This is a genomic window from Paraburkholderia sp. Cpub6, from assembly GCF_014201065.1.
Lineage (GTDB): Bacteria > Pseudomonadota > Gammaproteobacteria > Burkholderiales > Burkholderiaceae > Paraburkholderia > Paraburkholderia tuberum.
Window position 1 is genome coordinate 87408 of record NZ_JACHDM010000019.1, and the last position, 20353, is coordinate 107760.

Annotated in this window: 21 protein-coding genes and 1 tRNA gene; 11 read left to right on the forward strand and 11 right to left on the reverse strand. The window is 64.0% G+C overall.

Going from position 1 to position 20353, the window contains the following annotated elements; genetic code table 11:
• Position 1: 1 nt before the first annotated feature.
• From HDG33_RS26415 to HDG33_RS26435, 5 genes are all read left to right on the forward strand, one after another.
• On the forward strand, positions 2-757 hold the full coding sequence (locus HDG33_RS26415; protein ID WP_184035829.1) for a cytochrome c1: 756 nt from the start codon (positions 2-4) through the stop codon (positions 755-757).
• A gap of 95 nt (positions 758-852) precedes the next feature.
• Positions 853-1464 carry a glutathione S-transferase N-terminal domain-containing protein gene (locus tag HDG33_RS26420; protein ID WP_006052302.1) on the forward strand — a complete coding sequence of 204 codons (612 nt, stop codon included), beginning with the start codon at positions 853-855 and terminating at the stop codon, positions 1462-1464.
• A gap of 66 nt (positions 1465-1530) precedes the next feature.
• A complete protein-coding gene (locus tag HDG33_RS26425) occupies positions 1531-2028 on the forward strand; it encodes a ClpXP protease specificity-enhancing factor (RefSeq protein ID WP_184035839.1) in 498 nt (165 codons plus the stop codon).
• 19 nt (positions 2029-2047) lie between these two features.
• A tRNA-Thr gene (locus HDG33_RS26430) sits at positions 2048-2123 on the forward strand.
• A 444-nt stretch (positions 2124-2567) separates the two neighbouring features.
• Positions 2568-3692, forward strand: a complete 1125-nt coding sequence (locus HDG33_RS26435) for a class I SAM-dependent methyltransferase (protein ID WP_184035851.1) — start codon at positions 2568-2570, stop codon at positions 3690-3692.
• A 15-nt stretch (positions 3693-3707) separates the two neighbouring features.
• On the opposite strand, the gene HDG33_RS26440 is transcribed toward HDG33_RS26435, so the two are convergent.
• A complete protein-coding gene (locus tag HDG33_RS26440) occupies positions 3708-4979 on the reverse strand; it encodes a TIGR03862 family flavoprotein (RefSeq protein WP_184035856.1) in 1272 nt (423 codons plus the stop codon).
• A 441-nt stretch (positions 4980-5420) separates the two neighbouring features.
• Between HDG33_RS26440 and HDG33_RS26445 the strand changes: the two genes are divergently transcribed.
• Entirely contained in the window at positions 5421-5630 is a 210-nt protein-coding gene (locus tag HDG33_RS26445) for a DUF1059 domain-containing protein (protein ID WP_018420089.1), read from the forward strand.
• A 135-nt stretch (positions 5631-5765) separates the two neighbouring features.
• Here the strand turns inward: HDG33_RS26445 and HDG33_RS26450 are convergent, their stop codons facing one another.
• On the reverse strand, positions 5766-6086 hold the full coding sequence (locus tag HDG33_RS26450; protein ID WP_090802066.1) for a DNA-binding protein: 321 nt from the start codon (positions 6084-6086) through the stop codon (positions 5766-5768).
• 388 nt (positions 6087-6474) lie between these two features.
• Here HDG33_RS26450 and HDG33_RS26455 point away from each other — a divergent pair, with 388 nt between their 5' ends.
• On the forward strand, positions 6475-7317 hold the full coding sequence (locus tag HDG33_RS26455; protein ID WP_184035859.1) for an SAM-dependent methyltransferase: 843 nt from the start codon (positions 6475-6477) through the stop codon (positions 7315-7317).
• 20 nt (positions 7318-7337) lie between these two features.
• Here the strand turns inward: HDG33_RS26455 and HDG33_RS26460 are convergent, their stop codons facing one another.
• Complete coding sequence (locus HDG33_RS26460; protein ID WP_184035862.1) at positions 7338-7892, reverse strand: DUF1415 domain-containing protein; 555 nt, start codon at positions 7890-7892, stop codon at positions 7338-7340.
• 58 nt (positions 7893-7950) lie between these two features.
• On the reverse strand, positions 7951-8598 hold the full coding sequence (locus tag HDG33_RS26465) for a TetR/AcrR family transcriptional regulator (RefSeq protein WP_184035865.1): 648 nt from the start codon (positions 8596-8598) through the stop codon (positions 7951-7953).
• 153 nt (positions 8599-8751) lie between these two features.
• On the opposite strand from HDG33_RS26465, the gene HDG33_RS26470 reads away from it, so the two are divergent.
• Positions 8752-10035 carry an MFS transporter gene (locus HDG33_RS26470; RefSeq protein ID WP_018420094.1) on the forward strand — a complete coding sequence of 428 codons (1284 nt, stop codon included), beginning with the start codon at positions 8752-8754 and terminating at the stop codon, positions 10033-10035.
• Between the two features lie 193 nt (positions 10036-10228).
• Positions 10229-10822 carry a nitroreductase family protein gene (locus HDG33_RS26475; RefSeq protein WP_184035868.1) on the forward strand — a complete coding sequence of 198 codons (594 nt, stop codon included), beginning with the start codon at positions 10229-10231 and terminating at the stop codon, positions 10820-10822.
• Between the two features lie 103 nt (positions 10823-10925).
• On the opposite strand, the gene HDG33_RS26480 is transcribed toward HDG33_RS26475, so the two are convergent.
• The gene (locus HDG33_RS26480; RefSeq protein ID WP_184035871.1) at positions 10926-12419 is read right to left on the reverse strand and encodes an MFS transporter; all 1494 of its coding nucleotides are present in this window, start codon (positions 12417-12419) and stop codon (positions 10926-10928) included.
• A gap of 188 nt (positions 12420-12607) precedes the next feature.
• On the opposite strand from HDG33_RS26480, the gene HDG33_RS26485 reads away from it, so the two are divergent.
• Entirely contained in the window at positions 12608-13858 is a 1251-nt protein-coding gene (locus HDG33_RS26485; protein ID WP_184035873.1) for an Hsp70 family protein, read from the forward strand.
• Between the two features lie 133 nt (positions 13859-13991).
• Here the strand turns inward: HDG33_RS26485 and HDG33_RS26490 are convergent, their stop codons facing one another.
• On the reverse strand, positions 13992-14195 hold the full coding sequence (locus tag HDG33_RS26490) for a cold-shock protein (protein WP_007180251.1): 204 nt from the start codon (positions 14193-14195) through the stop codon (positions 13992-13994).
• 432 nt (positions 14196-14627) lie between these two features.
• On the opposite strand from HDG33_RS26490, the gene HDG33_RS26495 reads away from it, so the two are divergent.
• Complete coding sequence (locus HDG33_RS26495) at positions 14628-16223, forward strand: APC family permease (protein ID WP_184035876.1); 1596 nt, start codon at positions 14628-14630, stop codon at positions 16221-16223.
• A 117-nt stretch (positions 16224-16340) separates the two neighbouring features.
• Here HDG33_RS26495 and HDG33_RS26500 read toward each other — a convergent pair whose 3' ends face one another.
• The 5 genes from HDG33_RS26500 to prfA form a co-directional block, all read right to left on the reverse strand.
• Positions 16341-17126, reverse strand: a complete 786-nt coding sequence (locus tag HDG33_RS26500; protein ID WP_184035879.1) for a class III extradiol ring-cleavage dioxygenase — start codon at positions 17124-17126, stop codon at positions 16341-16343.
• Positions 17127-17260: 134 nt separating this feature from the next.
• Positions 17261-17863 (reverse strand): UbiX family flavin prenyltransferase, encoded by a 603-nt coding sequence (locus tag HDG33_RS26505; protein ID WP_184035882.1) that lies wholly within the window; start codon positions 17861-17863, stop codon positions 17261-17263.
• A 40-nt stretch (positions 17864-17903) separates the two neighbouring features.
• Positions 17904-18215, reverse strand: coding sequence for a Grx4 family monothiol glutaredoxin (gene grxD / locus HDG33_RS26510; protein WP_018420101.1), 312 nt, complete (start codon positions 18213-18215; stop codon positions 17904-17906).
• A gap of 112 nt (positions 18216-18327) precedes the next feature.
• Positions 18328-19215, reverse strand: a complete 888-nt coding sequence (prmC, locus tag HDG33_RS26515; protein ID WP_184035904.1) for a peptide chain release factor N(5)-glutamine methyltransferase — start codon at positions 19213-19215, stop codon at positions 18328-18330.
• 10 nt (positions 19216-19225) lie between these two features.
• Entirely contained in the window at positions 19226-20308 is a 1083-nt protein-coding gene (gene prfA, locus HDG33_RS26520) for a peptide chain release factor 1 (protein ID WP_184035926.1), read from the reverse strand.
• Positions 20309-20353 lie beyond the last annotated feature (45 nt).

Genomic DNA, 20353 nt, shown 5'->3' on the forward strand with positions numbered 1-20353 from the left:
GATGAAAAAACTGCTTTCGATGTGCGCGCTGGTCGGCGCGACCGTGCTTGCGCTGTTGGCCGCTCCGGTTCACGCGGACGAGAATTTCCCGCTCGATCGCGCGCCGGACAACACGAACAATTTCGCTTCTTTGCAGCGCGGCGCGCAATTGTTTGTAAACTACTGCCTGAATTGCCACAGCGCGAACCTGATGCGCTACAACCGCCTGACCGATCTCGGCATCACGCCGAACGAAATCCAGGCGAACCTGCTGTTCACCACCGACAAGGTCGGCAACACGATGACCGTGGCGATGCGCCCGGAGGACGCGAAAGCGTGGTTTGGGGCGACGCCGCCGGATCTGTCAGTGGAGGCGCGGGCGCGCGGCACGGACTGGCTTTACACGTATCTGCGGAGTTTTTACCGCGACGATACGCGGCCGACCGGCTGGAACAATCTGGTGTACCAAAACGTGAGCATGCCTCACGTGCTGTGGCAGCTTCAGGGGCAGCGTGCGGCGAAATTCGGCGACGAAACCGACGAAAGAACTGGCGAAAAAGTACACAAATTCCTCGGCTTCCAGCAACTGACTCCGGGGACGATGTCGCCGGTAGATTATGATTCTGCTGTGGCCGACCTCGTGTCGTACCTGTCATGGATGTCCGAACCGACGCAGCAAACCCGCAAGCAACTTGGCGTGTGGGTGCTGTTGTTCCTCGGTATCCTGAGCTTTTTCGCCTGGCGACTGAACGCCGCGTACTGGAAACATATCAAATAATCACGCCGCTACATGGCGTGGGGCCGGCGCCAGGAAAAACCTGCTGAACGGTTTTTCCGCGCGCTGGCCCTTCAGCTTTTTGAGGAAACGTAAACATGATGGTTCTGTATTCCGGCACTACTTGCCCGTTCTCCCAGCGTTGCCGGCTGGTGTTGTTCGAAAAGGGCATGGACTTCGAGATCCGCGACGTCGACCTGTTCAACAAGCCGGAAGACATCGCCGTGATGAATCCGTATGGTCAGGTGCCGATTCTCGTCGAACGGGACCTGATTCTGTACGAATCGAACATCATCAACGAGTACATCGACGAGCGCTTCCCGCACCCGCAGCTGATGCCGGCCGATCCGGTCCAGCGCGCGCGTGCCCGCCTGTTCCTGCTCAACTTCGAGAAAGAGCTGTTCGTCCACGTCGGCACACTCGAAAACGAGAAGGGCAAGGCAGCGGAGAAGAATCACGAGAAGGCGCGCCTCGCGATCCGCGATCGCCTGACGCAGCTCGCGCCGATCTTCCTGAAGAACAAGTACATGCTCGGCGAAGAGTTCTCGATGCTCGACGTCGCGATCGCACCGCTGCTTTGGCGCCTTGACCACTACGGTATCGAGCTGTCGAAGAACGCCGCGCCGCTGATGAAGTACGCCGAGCGCATTTTCAGCCGCCCGGCTTATATCGAAGCGCTGACGCCGTCGGAAAAGGTGATGCGTCGTTGAGTTTGGCTTTGGATCGCGGACGTCGCATCGCTTCGATGCGCGCCCGCGCCCGCAAGAGGACTGTTGATGCAAGAGATTTCCACGAAACCTTATCTGTTGCGCGCGCTCTACGAGTGGTGCACGGATAACGGCTACACACCGCATATCGCGGTCCGCGTCGACAATCAGACGCGCGTGCCACGTCAGTTCGTGCGCGACAACGAGATCGTGTTGAACATCAGCTTCGAGGCGACCAGCCAGCTGCAGATGGGCAACGAGTGGATCGAGTTCAACGCGCGCTTCTCCGGCAAGTCCCACAAGATCGAAGTGCCGGTCGCCAATATTCTTGCGATCTACGCGCGCGAGAACGGCCAGGGTATGGCGTTTCCGGTCGAATCGGCGGGCGGCGAGGCTCAGGATTCGGGCGCGGATGCCGCGGACGAAGCTGACACGCCGACGGCTCCGCGCGCCGTCGAAACCGCCCCCGCCGACCCTGCCGAGGCCACCGACGCCGACGACAAACCGCAGCCCGACGACGATGGCTCGAAAGGCGGCGGAAGGGCTCGCCTTAAGATCGTGAAATGAAGTAGAATCACGGCCTCATGCCGGCTTAGCTCATCAGGTAGAGCGCTTGACTTGTAATCATGAGGTGGCGGGTTCGAGTCCTGCAGCCGGCACCAGATTGCTTTATCAGCAGTAACTGGAAATGCTAGAAAACCCCGTCGAAGCACACGCTTTGGCGGGGTTTTTCTTTTTCGGTGGAAATTGCCCGGATCGTTGCTGATGCCGATCACCGAAGCCTTGGCCAGGCTTGTTTGCGACGAGGGTTTCACGCACGTCAAAACGTGCGAGGGCAGCGTGAGGTGAGCCGCGCGATGGCTCAAAAATCATGATATCTCTTTCACCTTGTCGATCGTAGACATTATTGTCTACTTTCGGTGCGTCTAGACTCACCTCATCACCGTCACCTCATCACCGTCACCAATTCATGCCGCGCCGCGAATCCGCACGGCGGCGGTACGGTACTATTCGGGCGTCGCCCGGGATGGCGGGCAGCCGCCGGACATTCCGGTCCGCTGCCGCGGTCCACGTCGCCGGCGACGTCACATCGACTCCATTGCACCATGACCAGCCCCGCAACTCTCACCTGGCCAGAAGCCGACGGCCCGCGCACCGCACGCTGGCGTTCCGAAGCGGCCGTGCCGCCGCCGAAGCGCGTCGTCGTCGCCGACGACCGCACCACCGCCGATTCGGCCTACCGCCTCGCCTGCGAAGGCACCGCGCTGCTGTGGCGCGGCGACTTCCAGAACGCGCGCCAACTGCTGCAGGCCGTTACGCGCCGGCTCGAACGCAAGCCGCGCAAGCAGGGAGCCACACCGCTCGACGCGTTCAACCAGCATCGGCAGGCGCAGTCGCAGCGCGCGCGCACGCTCGGCATGATCCTGATTCCGCTCGATGCCGACTACGCCATTCCGCTGCGTCGCGCGCCCGACGTGCGGCAGGCCTGCATCGAAGCTTATGGACCGGCGAGCGGTGACGCGTCGGTCGTGTCGTTGCGCGAGTTGCTCGGTTTGATCGGCGCGCACGAATGGCGCAAGAAGGGCGTCGAGATTACGGCGCTCGGCGAGCGCATCCATCCGCACTACGGTGTGTTCTCACCGGTGCGCGGCGAGTACGTCGATCTGGTCGCGCGCACGCCGCTGCCGTCGCTGGACCTCGCGTTCGATATCGGCACCGGCACTGGCGTGCTGGCCGCGCTGCTGGCCAAACGCGGCGTGCGCAAGATCGTCGCGACGGACCAGGATGCGCGCGCGCTTGCGTGTGCTCGTGAAAATCTCGCGCGTCTTGGCTACGACGAGCAGGTCGAGATTGTGCAGGCCGATCTGTTTCCGGACGGTCGGGCACCGCTTGTCGTCTGCAATCCGCCGTGGGTGCCGGCGCGGCCCGCGTCGCCGCTCGAATACGCGGTCTACGATCCGGACAGCCGCATGCTGGTCGGTTTCCTGCACGGCCTCGCCGATCATCTGATGCCGGGCGGCGAGGGCTGGCTGATCATTTCGGATTTCGCCGAGCACCTTGGGCTGCGTACGCGCGAGTGGCTGCTCGCGGCGATCGAGCACGCGGGGCTCAGTGTCGTGGGACGCGAGGACATTCGTCCACGGCATCCGAAGGCCAGCGATCAGAACGATTCGTTGTATGTTGCGCGAGCGGCCGAGGTCACGTCGTTGTGGCGGCTCAAGGCGCGGTGACGGCGACTGCGCGCGTCACGCCGGCGTGCCGTGCGCTTCCAGATACGCGCACGCGCCCCGGCCAGCGACCAGCCCGCTGGCAAAGCAGGCGGTCAACAGATAACCTCCGGTCGGCGCCTCCCAATCGAGCATTTCGCCCGCGCAGAATGCGCCGGGCATCCGGTCGATCATCAGATGCGCGTCCAACGCCTCGAACGGGATTCCGCCCGCCGTACTGATCGCTTCCTGGATCGGTCGCGCGCGCAGCAGTCGCATCGGCAGCGCCTTGATCGCGTGGGCGAGGCCGCGCGCATCGGCGAAGGCTTCTTTCGACAGAATCTCGTGCAACAACGCCAGCTTGACCCCGCCGATTCCGATTCGCCCGTGCAGATGACTCGCGATCGAGCGTGAGCCGCGCGGCCGCGTCACTTCCTCCACGACTCGCTCGAGCGGCAAGCCTGGCGCGAGATCCAGCGCGATCGTGAGCTCGCCGCCGGCGAGAATCCGCTCGCGGATCGGCGCCGACAACGCGTAAATCAGGCTCCCTTCGAGGCCCGTTTCGGTCAAAAGTATTTCACCTTGTCGATTGTGGACTTTTCCGTCTACACCGGTGACGGAAATCGCGACCGTCTTGATCGGCTGACCCGCGAAACGCTCGCGCAGATACGGGCTCCAGTCCGCGTCGAAGCCGCAGTTCGCGGGACGCAGCGGCGTCACCGGCACGTCGCGCGACGTCATCAGCGGCACCCACGCGGCGTCGGAGCCGAGACGCGGCCAACTGGCGCCGCCGAGCGCGAACACGACCGCGTCGCAGCTGATCGTCTGCTCACCGTTTGGCGTGTCGAAGCGCAACGCGTGGGCGGCACCGTCTTCGGGTGTTGACGCCCAGCCGCTCCACTTGTGACGCATATGAAACTGCACACCCGCTTCGCGCAGCCGATGCAGCCACGCGCGCAGCATCGGCGCGGCCTTCATGTCGGACGGAAATACGCGCCCCGAACTGCCGACGAACGTCTCGACGCCCAACTCGCGCAACCATGTGCGCAGCGCGTCGGGACCGAACGCGTCGAGTAACGGCGCGATGCGCTCGCGGCGCGAGCCGTAGCGGTCGAGAAACGGCGCGAGGGCTTCCGAATGCGTGATGTTCATGCCGCCTTTGCCCGCCATCAGGAATTTGCGGCCGACCGACGGCATCGCGTCATATACGTGGACTTGCACGCCGCGCCCGGCAAGCGTCTCGGCGGCCATCAGGCCGGCGGGGCCGCCGCCGATCACGGCGACGCGGGCGGAATCGAGCGAGATTGACATGCGGTTCAGCGGATCAACGGGGAGAAAAGGCGGTGCGCCGCGGTGACCGAACGGATATGCGGTGCGAAGGGCGCTATTGTCACACCGCGCGCGGCGCGCGGCAAACGCCGACAAACTCTGTCGAACTGTGCTCGGTACTGGCAAATAGGCGGCTATTCGCCAGGCGACCGGGCTCGATCGCCCCAGACCGGAAAATACTGGATTCAGTCTTTCTCCCGGCCGTTGCGCATCTCGTTCACCGCTTGGCTCGCGCCGCACGCGACCTATACTTTTCAAACACCTTCCATCGGACGCCGTTCGGGTCGTTCCTCGCGTCAATCCCCAATCACGTCACTTGCCACGCAGCCGCTGCGGCGCGCTTCACTGCCGCGCGCCGGCAGCCGACGCGCATCGCCCGTTGAATCGGTGGAAGGGTCGATCGTCTGGTTCAAGGAGATTGCCATGACCCGCAAATATATCGACTGTCGCGAGTTTCCGAGCGAAACGAACTGCACTGTCGCGCTATCCGCCGACAGCGACGGCGAACTGCTCGAAGCCGCGGTCCAGCATGCCGTCAGCGTTCACAAGCACGCGGATTCGCCGGAGCTGCGCGAGCAGCTGAAGACGCTATTTCATGAGGGAACGCCGCCCGTCGAGGCGCCGCACGCTTGAGACACCCGTGGAAGGGGAGTGTGGAAGCCCGCGTCGCGAGCGGCATCCAGCCGCCCGCGTGCGGGCGTGTTGCAGCAGTCTTGTGGTGATACGAGAAACGCGATACCAAGCCAATCTAACCAGGATGCCGACGCGCTAACCCGGATACGCCTCATCGACCTTCAGCCCGGCGAGCTTGAAGATCACCCGCAACGTCTGCGGCTTGATGTCGCGTCGCGACGCGAGCGTCGTCATCACGAAGTCGAGCACCTTGGCGTACTTGAGCATCGTCAGGCAGGTCTCGAGGTCGACGTTGCCGTCGCGCATAACCTCGGCGAGCCGCAGCATTTCCGTGGAGATGTCGCGAGCCATCTCCAGTTCGAGTTGCTGTTTCTCCGACCATGCCGGCGCGGCGGTGAGCTTCGCCATCATTTCCTGAAACTTCTGTTCGACATTTCCGTTGGGTACCGTATCCATTGCCGCCTCTTCTGTGATCATCCGAGCGCGCGACCCGTTGCAAAGCCGGCCGCTGCTGGTTACGTAACGTTCGCCCCTTGTTGCGGGACCGCTCTCCCCACATGCATCCGGTTCGCGTGTCCGGTTGCACGGCCGGACAGCTTCCTGTTTTCGGCGACGCGGCTTGCACCCGCAGGCTCAGCCGGCGCTCAAGCTGTTTTCGGCCATTCTCGAGACACTTCCGCGCAGCGCCTTTCGAGCAGGAAGTGTTCCCAGTGGACCGCCTGTCTCGCGTGATCCGGACGGCGTACTCGCTGGGATTGCCGCACTTTGGGTAAACTGGCAGCAACTTTTCTCTTTTTCCGTCATCTGTCGCACGTTCGCACTGCAATTGATGGCGGCCCATACGATGTCCGGCAAAACCCACGAAATCCGTCCCAACCAGTCCGTCGAACTGCTCAAAGAGCTCCACATCCTCACGCGCGACGGCAAGATGAATCAGGACAGCCGTCGCAAGCTGAAGCAGGTCTACCATCTGTTCCAGTTCATCGAGCCGCTACTCAAGGACCTGAAGGACCAGCAGGGGGCGCTGACGCTCGTCGATCACGGCGCGGGCAAGTCATACCTCGGTTTTATCCTGTACGACCTGTTTTTCAAGGAGTTTCAGGATGTCGCTGGTGGGGCTTCGCACATTTACGGCATTGAAACGCGTGAAGAGCTGGTGACGAAGTCCGAAGAGCTGGCGGCGCGGCTCGGCTTCAAGGGGATGTCGTTTCTGAATCTGTCGGTGGCGGAGTCGATCACGTCGACGCGGCTGCCCGCCGAAATCGACATCGTGACCGCGCTGCACGCGTGCAATACCGCCACCGACGACGCGATCCGTTTCGCGCTCGAAAAGCACGCGAAGTACATCGTCGTCGTGCCGTGCTGCCAGGCCGAGGTGGCCGGCGTGCTGCGGCAGAACAAGGGCAAGGCTCTGAAGACCGCGCTGACGGAAATCTGGCGGCATCCGCTGCACACGCGCGAATTCGGCAGCCAGATCACGAACGTGCTGCGCTGCCTGCAGCTCGAAGCGCATGGCTATCAGGTCAGCGTGACCGAGCTGGTCGGCTGGGAACACGCGATGAAAAACGAGTTGATCATCGCGCAGTACAAGGACCTGCCGCGGCGCCGGCCCGCTGAGCGGCTCGGCGAAGTGCTGGACGCGCTCGGGCTCGATGCGCTGAAGGAGCGATTTTTCGTGCCGGCCTGAGGCGCGGCCTGGCGCTTCATTTAGCGCTTCATCAACGCATCCCAGCCCGCGAGGCCAATTCGCCGCAGCGTTTCCTGATTGCGCTCGTAGATCTCTTCCGCGTCGGGAAAGGCCTGCACGGCCCGCTCGATGCTGTCCTCGCGCAGCAGATGCAGGATCGGATAGGGCGCCCGGTTCGTGTAGTTTTCGATATCGTCGGGCTCGCTGCCTTCGAACCGGTAATGCGGATGAAAGCTCGCGATCTGGATGACGCCTTCGAGCCGTAGCTGCTGGACGAGCCGGTCGGCGAAGAACAGGCAGTCGTTGAAGCCGAGAAAGTCCCCGAACGCGCGCGGCAGGATCAGCAACGTCGTGTCGATGGCGGCGGGGTCGGCGGCGACGAGGGCCTGCAGCTCGGCTTCCAGGTCGGCCAGCACCGCTTCGAGCGTGTCCGCTTCGCTGACCGCATAGCGAATCTGCCCCTTCACATGCACGGCCTTCGCGAACGGACACAGGTTCAGGCCGATCACGGCCTCCGTCAGCCAATGACGGATCGCGGCGATAACGGCATCGTGGGATTCGGCGGGCAACGGCATGGCGGACGGATGTGACGGGAAGACGCGCAATTCTAATGGACCCAGCTGACGGACTGGCTCAGCGAACCGGCTTCTCCGCGCAAGCGGCCGCTATCAACTGCGCGGCGACTTTCGGCGCGGCGAGGATCGGCCCGCAGCCCGGCCCGTAAGTCTGGCTCGCCGCGTACACGCCCTCGATCAGCAGACCGAGCCCATCGGCCAGCGCTTGCGGATCGCCGGCGCCGGCCGCCGTCGACAGTTCGACGAGGCGCGCCATCAAGCGCTGCTTGTTGCGGAACACGAACTGCCGCGCCGGATGCGCGGTATCCGCAAACTCCACCGACACGTTCACGAACGGGCAGCCGCGGTAATCGTCGACCGAGGCGCGCACCGCGAGGTCGTCGAAGTACTGCTGAAGCTGCTTCGCCGGCTCGTCCGGATGCTTCGCGAAGCTCTTCTCGACGTAGCGGAAGAACTGCTCGTCCTTCTGTTCCAGATACGCCATCACGAGCTCGTCCTTCGACGAAAACTGCCGGTACAGACTCATCTTGTTCACGCCCGCGCGCTCGACCACCGCATCGACGCCGACCGTGCGCACGCCCTCGCGATAGAACAACTCGCTGGCCGCGCGCAGCAGATGCAGCTGCGCCTGCGGCCCGGCGGTCTGTGCGCCGCGCGCGCGCCGCGCACGAGTAGGGGCGGGCTTGGGGGTTTCGCTGTCGGACATGGCAAGTCACCCGAATGAGATTGACGCCTTGACATGTTACCGACCAGTAACTAAGATCGCAACACTATTGTGACCGATCTGTCACAAGTCATTCACCGAGGCCGTAATAATACGAACGACGCCGCCACCCGGGCCGCGTCGATGGGAGAACCAATGAACTGGGCTGCGCGACTGATAGGCGGGCGTTTCCACTACGGCTGGTTGACCGTCGCCGTGGTGTTCCTGGTGTTGCTCGCGGCTGCGGGTACGCGAGCGACACCGAGCGTGATGATGGTGCCGCTCGAGCACCAGTTCGGCTGGAGCCGCGCGACGATTTCGCTCGCGATCTCGGTGAACATCGCGCTGTACGGGTTGATGGGGCCTTTCGCGGCCGCCGCGATGCAGCGCTTCGGTGTGCGCCCCACGCTGCTGAGCGCGCTCGGCACCATGGCCGCGGGTGTCGCGTTGTCGTCGCTGATGACGCATCCGTGGCAAATGGTGCTGATCTGGGGCGTGATGGTCGGCGGCTCGACCGGGGTAGCGGCGCTGTCGCTGTCGGCGACGGTCGTGACGCGCTGGTTCACGACGCGCCGCGGTCTCGTGATGGGTATCCTGACCGCCAGCTCGGCGACCGGCCAGCTGGTGTTTCTGCCGCTGCTCGCGGCTATCGCCGAGCATTACGGCTGGCGTCAGGTCGTGTGGGTCGTCGCGCTCGCGGCGGGCGTCGTGATTCCGCTCGTCGCGTTCCTGCTGCCCGAGCATCCGGCCAGCATGCAGTTGCGCCCGTACGGCGAACCGCATGACGCGCCCATCACGACGACCGTCACCAGGCAGAATCCGCTCGCGATCGCATTCGGCACGCTCGCGTCGGCGAGCAAAACGCGCGACTTCTGGCTGCTGTTCTTCAGCTTCTTCATTTGCGGCGCGAGCACCAATGGCTATGTCGGCACCCATCTGATCGCGATGTGCGGCGACTACGGGATGACCGAAGTGCAGGGCGCGTCGTTGCTCGCGGCGATGGGCGTGTTCGACCTGTTCGGCACGACGATGTCGGGCTGGCTGTCGGACCGCTTCAATAGCCGCGTGCTGCTGTTCTGGTATTACGGGCTGCGGGGGCTGTCGCTGATGTATCTGCCGCACGCGTTCGGCATCGACTTTTTCGGACTGCCGCTGTTCGCGGTGTTCTACGGTCTCGACTGGATCGCCACCGTGCCGCCGACCGTGCGTCTTGCGACCGACGTCTATGGCAAGGAATCGGCGCCGATCGTGTTCGGCTGGGTGGTCGCGGGCCACCAGCTCGGCGCGGCGTTCGCGGCGCTCGGCGCGGGCATGCTGCGCGCGAGTCTTGGCACCTACACGGTCGCATCGATGATTTCCGGCGGCTTGTGTCTGATCGCCGCGGTGATCGTGCTGCGCATCAACCGCCCGGCCAAGGTGCCGACGCCGCAGGCAATCTGAGGCGCCTTCGCGAGCCGCGCGGATTCACCGTCAGCGAAGCAACGACGCACGGCCCCATAACGGGGCCGTGCGCGTTTTCTCAGCCAGCACGCATAACGCCGCGCCGCAACTTGGAGCGCGCACCGAAAGCCCGTTATGCTATGTGGCCTCGGGCAGCCGCCCGACGATCATGAATTTCTACCGAGAGAAGCGCATGGCCACCAAACCCGCCTCAACCGAAGTTGCCATTCACGAGCTCATTGCAGGCCGCTGGAGCCCTCGCGCGTATTCGAGCGAGCCGGTGAGCCGCGATCAGTTGCGAGCCGTGCTCGAAGCGGCGCGCTGGGCGCCGTCTTCATATAACGCGCAGCCCTGGCGTTTTGTCGTATTCGATCGCAGCGTCGACGAAGTCGCGTTCAAGAAGGCTTTCGCCACGCTGGTGCCGTTCAACCAGGGCTGGAATGCGCCCGCGCCGGTGCTGATCGCGGTGACCGCGCACACACTGACCAACAAGGGCGACGTAAACCGCTGCGCGTTCTACGACGCCGGCGCGGCGGCGATGGCGCTGGTGCTGCAGGCGCACGCGCTCGGCCTCGCCGCGCACCAGATGAGCGGCTTCGACGTGAACGCGTTCCGTACCACCTTCGAACTACCAAAGGACGTCGAGCCGATCGCGATGATCTCGCTCGGCCATTACGGCGACGTCGACAAACTGGACCCGGTCCTTCGCGAACGCGAGAAGGCGCCGCGTCAACGCGCGGCGCTCGCGGAGATCGTGTACGCCGGCGCCTGGAAGAAGGCGTTCTGAGCGATGGATTCGCCGCGCTTGCGGCGCGATTTCGGGTAAAGCGAAGAAAGCAGTCGATGAGCAACTAAGCGGTCAGGCACGCGCGGCACCGTCCGCGCGTTTTTCATGCAGCGCCGTCCATGCCGTTCTCACCATCCATCACGCTCGACAGCGGCGCGGCCACATGTTCGAGCGACTTGCGCTCCGCGTCGACACCCCAGATCGCCGCGACGAGCGCCGCCGCGAGCATCAACGCCGAGCCGACCAGATAGCCCGAAAACACCTCGCTGCGCTGATGCGTATCGATCAGCCGACCGAAAAACGCCGGCCCGATGATGCCGCCGAGCGCGGTGCCGAACGCATAGAAAACCGCGATCGCGAGCGCGCGGATTTCGAGCGGAAACGATTCGCTCACGGTCAGATACGCGGAACTCGCGGCCGCCGACGCAAAGAAGAAAATGACCATCCAGGCGACCGTCTGCGTGACGACGCTCAGCAGTTGCTGCTCGAACAGATAGCCGGACAGCGTCAGCAGGATCGCCGACATCGCGTAGGTCGCGGCAATCATCTTGCGTCGGCCGATCACGTCGAACAGCCGCCCGAGCACGAGCGGCCCCAGGAAATTGCCGAGCGCGAAAGGCAGCAGATACCAGCCGATGTCGTCGCCCGGCACGTGATAGAAGTCGGTGAGGACGAGCGCGTAGGTGAAAAAGATCGCGTTGTAGAAGAATGCCTGCGCGGTCATCAACGTGAGACCGACCAGCGCGCGGCGCCGGTGCACGTTGAACAGCGTGTGGAACACCTCGCGCAACGGCGTATGGTCGCGCGCGCGCAGGCGCAGCCGCGAGAGGGCGTCGTCGGCAAGCGTGTAGCCGTCGTTGCGAAAACGCGTCTCGATGCCCTCGACGATCGTGCGGGCGTCGCGCTCGTCGCCGTGCGTGAGTAGCCAGCGCGGGCTTTCGGGTATCCAGATGCGCATCGGCAGGATCGCCAGCGCGAGCCCCGCGCCGATGAAAAAACACGCGCGCCAGCCCCAGTCGGAAGGCAGCAAATGCGGATCGAGCAGCACCAGCGAGCCCGCTGCGCCGAGCCCTGCGCCAACCCAGAACGTGCCGTTGATGCCGAGGTCGGTCCAGCCACGCACGCGTGCCGGCGTGAATTCCTGGATCGTCGAGTTGATCGCCGTGTATTCGCCGCCGATACCCGCGCCGGTCAGGAAGCGGAACAGCATGAAGCTCATCAGATTCCACGACAGCGCGGTCGCCGCGGTCGCGGCCAGATACAGCGTCAGCGTGATGAAAAACAGCTTGCGGCGGCCGAGCCGGTCGGTCAGCCAGCCGAAGCCGAGCGCGCCGAGCACCGCGCCGGCAATGTACGCGCTGCCTGCGAGGCCGACGTCGGCATTCGAAAAGCGCAGCGCCGGGCTCGTTTTCAGCGCGCTCGCGACGGCGCCGGCAAGCGTCACCTCGAGCCCGTCGAGCAGCCACGTCACGCCGAGCGCGACTACGATTAGCGTATGAAAGCGGCCCCAGGGCAGGCGGTCCAGTCGCGACGGCAGATCGGTTTCGATCAGCGTGGCGTGACGTTCATCGACGGCGGCGGTGGGCGGCACGCTCATGACGCGAAGTCTCCTCGATGGCGAAATGGGGCGGCATATCCGGTCGGACGCAGCAAGATCCATTCCGCGCCATGATTTCAAACGATCTTGCGGCCGTCCCGGCAGCTTCAGTTGATGCTGCCGGAGTTTTCGTGATACAAAGCCGCTCCCCTTTCTTTGCGCGCCAGCCGTGAGCGGCCATTCCTGCCATGAACTATTGCGCGATTGACTTCGGTACTTCCAATTCGGCCGTCGCGGTTCCGATCGGCCCGCAGCTGAAGCTGGCGCCGGTCGAAGGCGCGTACACGACGCTGCCCACCGCGGTCTTCTTCAATACCGACGAACGCACCAGCGAATTCGGGCGCGCGGCGCTCGCTGCTTACATCGACGGTTTCGACGGCCGGCTGATGCGCTCGATGAAAAGCATTCTCGGCTCGCCGCTCGCCGAGAATACGACCGATCTCGGCGACGGCAGTGCGATCAAGTACACCGACGTGATCGCGACGTTCCTGACTCACCTGAAGCGCGCGGCCGAGGCGAGCGCCGGCGGCGCGATCGACCGCGCAGTGCTGGGCCGCCCGGTGTTCTTCGTCGACGACGACCCGCGCGCCGACCAGATGGCGCAGCAACAGCTCGAAGCCGCTGCGCGCACGGCCGGCTTGCGCGACATCCACTTTCAGTATGAACCGATCGCAGCTGCGTTCGACTACGAATCGCACCTGAGCGCCGAGGGGCTCGTGCTTGTGGCGGACATCGGCGGCGGCACGTCGGACTTTTCGCTCGTGCGAGTGGGGCCGGAACGGATGAAGCGCGTCGAGCGCAAGGACGATGTGCTCGCGCACCACGGCGTGCACGTCGCGGGTACGGACTTCGACCGCCGCGTCGAACTCGCCACGATACTGCGCGAACTCGGCTACCAGTCGCTCGATCCGCAAGGGCGCGAAATCCCGAACCGGATTTATTTCGATCTCGCGACCTGGCACCTGATCAACACCGTCTACACGCCGAAGCGCGTCAGCGAACTCGCGCTGATGCGGCACCTTTTCACGCAGACGAAGCACCACGACCGGCTGATGCGCGTGGTCGAGCAGCGTTTCGGGCACGCGCTCGCCGCCCACGCGGAAGAGGCGAAGATCGGCGTGGCGGCGGGCGGCGAGACCGTGATCGATCTCGAGCAGGTGGAAGAGGATCTGCGTCTCGCGTTCGACGAAGCGCAGCTCGTCAAGGCAGGCGAGGAAGAAACGCGACGCATCGTGCAGGCCGCGCGCGATACGGTGCAGGCGGCGGGTGTCGCGCCGCGCGATGTCGACGCGATCTATTTCACCGGCGGGTCGACCGGCCTCGCGTTTCTGTCGGGCGCGCTGGCCGCGGCGTTTCCAGACGCGCAAGCGGTGTTCGGCGATCGTCTCGCGAGCGTGGCGACTGGCCTCGGTATTCATGCGCGGCGCGTATTCGGATAATCCCGGATAATCAGCAAATAATCCGCCGCGAATTGCGAAGTCATGCGAAGTTAATCGGCGCATTCAGATTGGCCGCCATAATAAAAAACCCCGCCGAGGCGGGGTTTTTTGCGTCCAGAAGGAAGCGCGGAGCTTACACCGGCTTGATGTTAGCCGCTTGCTTGCCCTTCGGGCCCGTCTTCACTTCAAACGTGACCTTCTGGTTTTCTTGCAGCGTCTTGAAGCCTTCAGTGCGAATTTCCGAGAAATGCGCGAACAGATCTTCACCGCCGCCGTCCGGAGTGATGAAGCCAAAGCCCTTAGCGTCGTTGAACCACTTGACGGTACCGGTTTCCATATTACTTTTTCCTAAAGATGGTGAATAAGGCCGAAGCCCGGGGTGCATGAAAATCAAGGAAGGGGGTAATGGGACCAACCGGAGTACCGTTGATGGGCGAACTACGAAAGAACCACTTCACTCGCCACTTGAAATCCTGCCCGAACGTTATACGGCGAATTCGGACGAAGGTCAACAGTCTAGACGAAACTTTACCGGACTGATCCGAAATTTTCTTACAAAGCTTGCGCAGGGGGACAACTTTTTGCTAGGGAGAACCCTTGGTTCGGCTGCGGTTTCGCTGCAGTCACACGGTGCAACCGTTAAACTACGCGCCGCGCGTCGGTTGCACCTATTCCGCATCTGGACGCGCTTACATGCGCGTCACCCCGTCCCCACCCGCCACAAGCGATGTCACGCGGTGCCGACATGGTTCTGATTTTAGGAGAAGACTTGAAAAGTTCTATACAACGGAACATCGGGCCATTCGCGCTGATGCTGACCGGTCTGGGCTCGATCATCGGATCGGGTTGGCTGTTCGGCGCGTGGAAGGCTGCAAAAATTGCCGGTCCGGCTGCGATTTGCGCATGGATCATCGGTGCGGTCGTGATTCTCGCGATTGCGCTGACCTACGCGGAACTTGGCGCGATGTTTCCGGAATCTGGCGGGATGGTGCGCTATGCGCGCTACTCGCACGGCGCGCTGGTCGGTTTCATCAGCGCGTGGGCCAACTGGATCGCGATCGTGTCGGTGATCCCGATCGAGGCCGAAGCATCGATCCAATATATGAGTACCTGGCCCTATCCCTGGGCGCATGCGCTGTTCGTCGACGGGTCGTTGTCGACCAACGGCCTGCTGTTGTCCGCCGGGCTCGTCATCATCTATTTCCTGCTCAACTACTGGGGCGTCAAGCTGTTCGCGCGCGCCAACTCGGCGATCACGATCTTCAAGTTCCTGATCCCGGGCGCAACGATCGTCGGCCTGATGATGACAGGCGTCCACACCGAGAACTTTGGTCAGACGACCACGTTCGCGCCGTACGGCTGGTCGGCGGTGCTGACCGCGGTCGCGACGAGCGGCATCGTGTTCGCATTCAACGGTTTCCAGAGCCCGATCAACCTGGCCGGTGAAGCGCGAAATCCGGCCAGGAGCGTGCCGTTCGCGGTGATCGGCTCGATCCTGCTCGCGCTCGTGATCTACGTGTTGCTGCAGATCGCATACATCGGCGCCGCGAATCCGGCCGACGTGATGAAGGGCTGGAGCCACTTCAGCTTTGCTTCGCCGTTCGCGGAACTGGCGATTGCGCTGAACCTGAACTGGCTGGCGATCCTGCTGTACGTCGACGCGTTCGTGAGCCCGAGCGGCACCGGTACGACCTACATGGCAACCACCTCGCGCATGATCTACGCGATGGAGCGCAACAACACGATGCCGAAGATGTTCGGTAACGTGCACCCGTTCTATGGCGTTCCGCGCAACGCGATGTGGTTCAACCTGCTCGTCTCGTTCATCTTCCTGTTCTTCTTCCGCGGCTGGAGTTCGCTCGCGGCGGTGATTTCGGTCGCGACCGTGATCTCGTACCTGACCGGCCCGATCAGCCTGATGGCACTGCGCCGCGCGGCAACCGATCTCGAGCGCCCGCTGCACATCGCCGGCATGAAGGTGATCGCACCGTTCGCGTTCGTCTGCGCGTCGCTGATCCTGTACTGGGCGAGGTGGCCGCTGACCGGCGAAATCATTCTGCTGATGGTCGTCGCGCTGCCGGTGTATTTCTACTTCCAGGCGAAGTCGGGCTTCGAGGGCTGGGGCCGTGACCTGAAGGCTGCCTGGTGGCTGGTCGCGTATCTGCCGATCATGGCGATCCTGTCGCTGATCGGCAGCAAGGAGTTTGGCGGCTTCGGCATTCTGCCGTACGGCTGGGACATGCTCGTCGTGATCGCCTTCTCGTTGGTGTTCTACTTCTGGGGCGTGAACAGCGGCTATCGTTCGGAGTATCTGGACGAGCGGATCGTGCACGACGAAGTGCTCGAAGTTATCGGCGCGCATTGAGCGCCGGTCGAAACCGAAGATCCGCTCGACGCGGGTCTTTCGGCGCCGATAAAAAGCCCGCCCGATCGATGATCAGGCGGGCTTTTTGTTGACCTTTGTGCGCGACCCCGCGCCGGATCAGGCGGTCCCGAACACGTAGTTCGTCATCGCGAGCGAGCGTTGGTAGGTGCCGAGCGACTGGATCGCGAGCGAATAGTCGTCGTCGGCGGCACCGAGCGCGGCGAATACCGGCAACAGATGCTCGTCGGTCGGATGCATCAACACCGCGTGCGGCGCCTGGCGGCGATAGTCGAGCAGCGCGTCGATATCGCGCGCGACGAGCTTGTCCTCGAACCAGTCGGTGAATTCGGCCACACGCGGATCGGCGTCTTCCGGGCGCGCGGAGAAATCGGCGGCGCGCAGGTTATGGGTGATCTGGCCGGAGCCGATCACCATCACGCCTTCGTCTTTTAGCGCGCGCAGCGCGCGGCCGACGCGGAAATGATGCGCGGCGTCCTTGTGCGGTTGGATCGACAGTTGCGCGATGGGCACGTCCGCTCGCGGAAACATCAGCAGCATCGGCACCCATGCGCCGTGATCGAGTCCGTGCGGCTGCACGTCCGCGACGATGCCGCTCGCGCCCAGCAGCGCGGCGGCGCTACGTGCTATGTCGGGCGCGCCCGGCGCCGGGTATTGGATTTCGTAGAGCTGGCGCGGAAAACCATAAAAATCGTGGATGGTTTCAGGCGCCGTCGCGATGCTCGCGAGTGGCTGCGCGGTGCCCCAGTGCGCCGACAACATCAGGATTGCCTCGGGACGCGGCAATTGCGTGCCGAGCGTGCCGAACTCGGCGGACGGCATCGACGGATCAATCGGCAACGTGGGTGCGCCGTGAGACAGGAAAAGCGAAGGTAAGCGGTTCATGACAGCAACGCGGCCGTGTAAGCACGGCACGGAAAAATTGGGTTGCTACCAATATAGGTCCGCACGCCGGCTTGATAAATGGGTTCGGCGGGAATTGATTGCGTCGCAGCCGTTGTTAATCCGCGTTGTCGCGGTTAATCCTGCGCGCCCCGCAATCCTTCCCACGCCGGCGACAACGCCGGCCCCAGCGCAAACAGATCGAGCACGCGTGCGACAGTGTGGTCGACCATCTCGTCGATCGAAGCAGGCCGGTTATAGAACGCGGGCAGCGGCGGGAAGATCACTCCGCCCATTTCGGTGACGGCCGTCATATTGCGCAGATGCGCGAGATTGAACGGCGTTTCGCGCACCAGCAGCACGAGACGGCGACGCTCCTTCAGTGTGACGTCGGCGGCGCGGGTGATCAGGTTGTCGGCGAAACCGTGCGCGATGCTCGCGAGTGTTTTCATCGAGCAGGGCGCGACGATCATGCCGTCGGTCGCGAACGAGCCGGACGCGATGCTCGCGCCGACATCGCGCACCGAATGGACGACATCCGCGAGCGGATGCACGTCTTCCTTGCCCAACTCGAGTTCATGCTGGATGTTGAGCCAACCCGCGCTCGAAATCAGCAGGTGGCTCTCGACGCCGCCGAGCTGCCGCAGCGTCTCGAGCAGCCGGATGCCGTAGATGGCGCCGGTGGCGCCGGTGATCGCGACGATCAGCCGGCGAGGCACCGCGGTGCGTGCTTGCTGCATGGCTTGCGGCGCCTGATGAAGCGAACGAAGCGTAGAACGCTCAGGCCGCGGCGAACAGCTGCTGCAGTTCGCCCGATTCGTACATCTCCATCATGATGTCCGAGCCGCCGATGAATTCGCCCTTCACGTACAGCTGCGGAATGGTCGGCCAGTTCGAGAACACCTTGATGCCCTGACGGATTTCGTCGTCTTCGAGCACGTTGACGGTTTTGATTTCACCGGCACCGCACGCCTTCAGGATCTGGATGGCGCGGCCGGAAAAACCGCACATCGGGAACTGGGCCGTGCCCTTCATGAAGAGAACGACGTTGTTGCCGTCGACGATTTGCTTGATGCGTTGTTGCGTATCCATGACTGACCTTGCGGTTCCGATAAAGGATGGGAATAGGCTGAAATGATAGCGGATTTCGCTACGGGCGGCCGCAGCCACGTCGCGCCTGGGGTTTTAGCCTCGGCGACCGCGCTCAGGCCGCAGCGGCGCGCAGCACGCCGCCGCTGATCCGCTCGATGCCGGCGAGATCGCGCGCCGAGCGGACCTCGGCGAAACCGCGTTCGCTCAACAATGCGCGCACGGCTTCGGCCTGGTCGTAGCCATGTTCGATCCAAAGCGTGCCGTCGGCGGCGAGACGCTCGGGGGCGCCGGCAACGATCGCGCGGATCGCGCTGAGGCCGTCGGCCTCGTCGGTGAGCGCGCCGCGCGGCTCGAAGCGCAGATCGCCCTCACGCAGATGCGGGTCGCCGCTCGCGATATACGGTGGATTGCTGACGATCGCATCGAAGCGCAACGCGGCGTCGAGCGAGCCGTACCAGTCGCTGGGCAGGAAAACGACGGCGCCCCCCGGGCGTTTCACGTCGAGCAGGCGCGCGCCGTTGCGCGCGGCGACGGCGAGCGCGTCGGCCGAGCGGTCGAGCGCCCAGACCTGCGCGTCGGGCCGCATCGACGCGATTGCCACCGCGATTGCGCCGGTCCCGGTGCCGAGATCGAGCACACGTGGGCGCGGCCGAGGTTCGATCGCCGCGAGCGCGGTCTCCACCAGCAGCTCGGTCTCAGGACGCGGAATCAGCACGTGCGGCGTCACTTCGAATTCGAGCCCGAAGAACTCGCGCGCACCGACGAGCTGCGCGACCGGCTCGCCGGCCATGCGCCGCGCCTCGAGCGTGCGATAACGCTCGACGCTTGCGCGTTCGAGCGGCTCCTCGCCGCGCGTGATCAGCTGCGTGCGCCGCCAACCGAGCACATGCGTGAGCAGAATCCGCGCTTCGAGCGGTGGCAGCGGCGATGCGCGCAATAGCGCCTCGGCCGTGGGGGGCAGAGCGGTGGGGTCGAGCGGAGCCGGGGAGGCGTCGGTCATTGTCGGGGCGTTAGTCCGCGTCGCCGAGCGAAGCCAGCAGTTCGGCCTGATGCTCGCTGACGAGCGCCGCGATCAGTTCTTCGAGATCGCCGTCCATGATCGCGTCGAGGCGATACAGCGTCAGGTTGATGCGGTGATCGGTGAGGCGCCCCTGCGGGAAGTTGTACGTGCGGATGCGCTCCGAACGGTCGCCCGAGCCGATCAGGTTCTTGCGCGTCGCCGCTTCCTTCGCCTGCTGCTCGCGCGCCTGCTTGTCCTTGATGCGCGCGGCGAGCACCTTCAGCGCGCGATCCTTGTTCTTGTGCTGCGAGCGGTCGTCCTGACATTCGACGACGATGCCCGTCGGCAAGTGCGTGACGCGCACCGCCGAGTCGGTCTTGTTGATGTGCTGGCCGCCCGCGCCCGACGCGCGGAACGTGTCGATACGCAGATCGGCCGGATTGATCTCGACTTCGCCGATCTCGTCCGCTTCCGGCATCACCGCGACCGTGCACGCCGAGGTATGGATGCGGCCCTGCGTTTCGGTGGCCGGCACGCGCTGCACGCGATGCCCGCCCGACTCGAACTTCAGCTTCGAATACGCGGCATCGCCGGCAATTCGCACGATCACTTCGCGATAGCCCCCGAGGTCCGATTCGCTCGCCGACATCATCTCGACCTGCCAGCGGTTGCGCTCGGCATAGCGCAGATACATGCGCAGCAGATCGCCCGCGAACAGTGCGGATTCATCGCCGCCGGTGCCCGCGCGGATTTCGAGGAAAATGTTGCGCTCGTCGTTCGGGTCTCTCGGCAGCAGCATTTTCTGCAGTTCGACGCCGAGCGTCTCCATACGATCGCGTGCTGCGCGGATTTCCTCTTCGGCGAAATCGCGCATCGACGCGTCGGCGAGCAGTTCCTGCGCGGTGGCGGCGTCGTTCTGCGCCTGGCGCCACAGCCCATAATGCTCGACGACCGGGCCGAGCTCCGCGTGTTCGCGCGTCAGCTTGCGGTACTGGTCGAGGTTGGCGGTGATGTCCTCGCGGCTCAACAGGTCGTTCAGTTCGGCCAGCCGGGTGGTCAGCTGGTCGAGCTTGCGTTGCATGCTCGTTTTCATCGGGCGGGTAGCGGAGCGGACTCCGGAATGGATGCGGCCAGGGGA

What these genes read in the sequence shown, in the direction of transcription:
- prfA (WP_184035926.1), bottom strand. Translation starts at nt 20,308, where the DNA reads ATGAAAACGAGCATGCAACGCAAGCTCGACCAGCTGACCACCCGGCTG.
- HDG33_RS26450 (WP_090802066.1), bottom strand. Translation starts at nt 6,086, where the DNA reads ATGGATACGGTACCCAACGGAAATGTCGAACAGAAGTTTCAGGAAATG.
- HDG33_RS26435 (WP_184035851.1), top strand. Translation starts at nt 2,568, where the DNA reads ATGACCAGCCCCGCAACTCTCACCTGGCCAGAAGCCGACGGCCCGCGC.
- HDG33_RS26455 (WP_184035859.1), top strand. Translation starts at nt 6,475, where the DNA reads ATGTCCGGCAAAACCCACGAAATCCGTCCCAACCAGTCCGTCGAACTG.
- grxD (WP_018420101.1), bottom strand. Translation starts at nt 18,215, where the DNA reads ATGGATACGCAACAACGCATCAAGCAAATCGTCGACGGCAACAACGTC.
- HDG33_RS26485 (WP_184035873.1), top strand. Translation starts at nt 12,608, where the DNA reads ATGAACTATTGCGCGATTGACTTCGGTACTTCCAATTCGGCCGTCGCG.
- HDG33_RS26480 (WP_184035871.1), bottom strand. Translation starts at nt 12,419, where the DNA reads ATGAGCGTGCCGCCCACCGCCGCCGTCGATGAACGTCACGCCACGCTG.
- HDG33_RS26440 (WP_184035856.1), bottom strand. Translation starts at nt 4,979, where the DNA reads ATGTCAATCTCGCTCGATTCCGCCCGCGTCGCCGTGATCGGCGGCGGC.
- HDG33_RS26470 (WP_018420094.1), top strand. Translation starts at nt 8,752, where the DNA reads ATGAACTGGGCTGCGCGACTGATAGGCGGGCGTTTCCACTACGGCTGG.
- HDG33_RS26460 (WP_184035862.1), bottom strand. Translation starts at nt 7,892, where the DNA reads ATGCCGTTGCCCGCCGAATCCCACGATGCCGTTATCGCCGCGATCCGT.
- HDG33_RS26490 (WP_007180251.1), bottom strand. Translation starts at nt 14,195, where the DNA reads ATGGAAACCGGTACCGTCAAGTGGTTCAACGACGCTAAGGGCTTTGGC.
- HDG33_RS26500 (WP_184035879.1), bottom strand. Translation starts at nt 17,126, where the DNA reads ATGAACCGCTTACCTTCGCTTTTCCTGTCTCACGGCGCACCCACGTTG.
- HDG33_RS26475 (WP_184035868.1), top strand. Translation starts at nt 10,229, where the DNA reads ATGGCCACCAAACCCGCCTCAACCGAAGTTGCCATTCACGAGCTCATT.
- HDG33_RS26425 (WP_184035839.1), top strand. Translation starts at nt 1,531, where the DNA reads ATGCAAGAGATTTCCACGAAACCTTATCTGTTGCGCGCGCTCTACGAG.
- HDG33_RS26415 (WP_184035829.1), top strand. Translation starts at nt 2, where the DNA reads ATGAAAAAACTGCTTTCGATGTGCGCGCTGGTCGGCGCGACCGTGCTT.
- HDG33_RS26465 (WP_184035865.1), bottom strand. Translation starts at nt 8,598, where the DNA reads ATGTCCGACAGCGAAACCCCCAAGCCCGCCCCTACTCGTGCGCGGCGC.
- HDG33_RS26445 (WP_018420089.1), top strand. Translation starts at nt 5,421, where the DNA reads ATGACCCGCAAATATATCGACTGTCGCGAGTTTCCGAGCGAAACGAAC.
- HDG33_RS26420 (WP_006052302.1), top strand. Translation starts at nt 853, where the DNA reads ATGATGGTTCTGTATTCCGGCACTACTTGCCCGTTCTCCCAGCGTTGC.
- HDG33_RS26505 (WP_184035882.1), bottom strand. Translation starts at nt 17,863, where the DNA reads ATGCAGCAAGCACGCACCGCGGTGCCTCGCCGGCTGATCGTCGCGATC.
- prmC (WP_184035904.1), bottom strand. Translation starts at nt 19,215, where the DNA reads ATGACCGACGCCTCCCCGGCTCCGCTCGACCCCACCGCTCTGCCCCCC.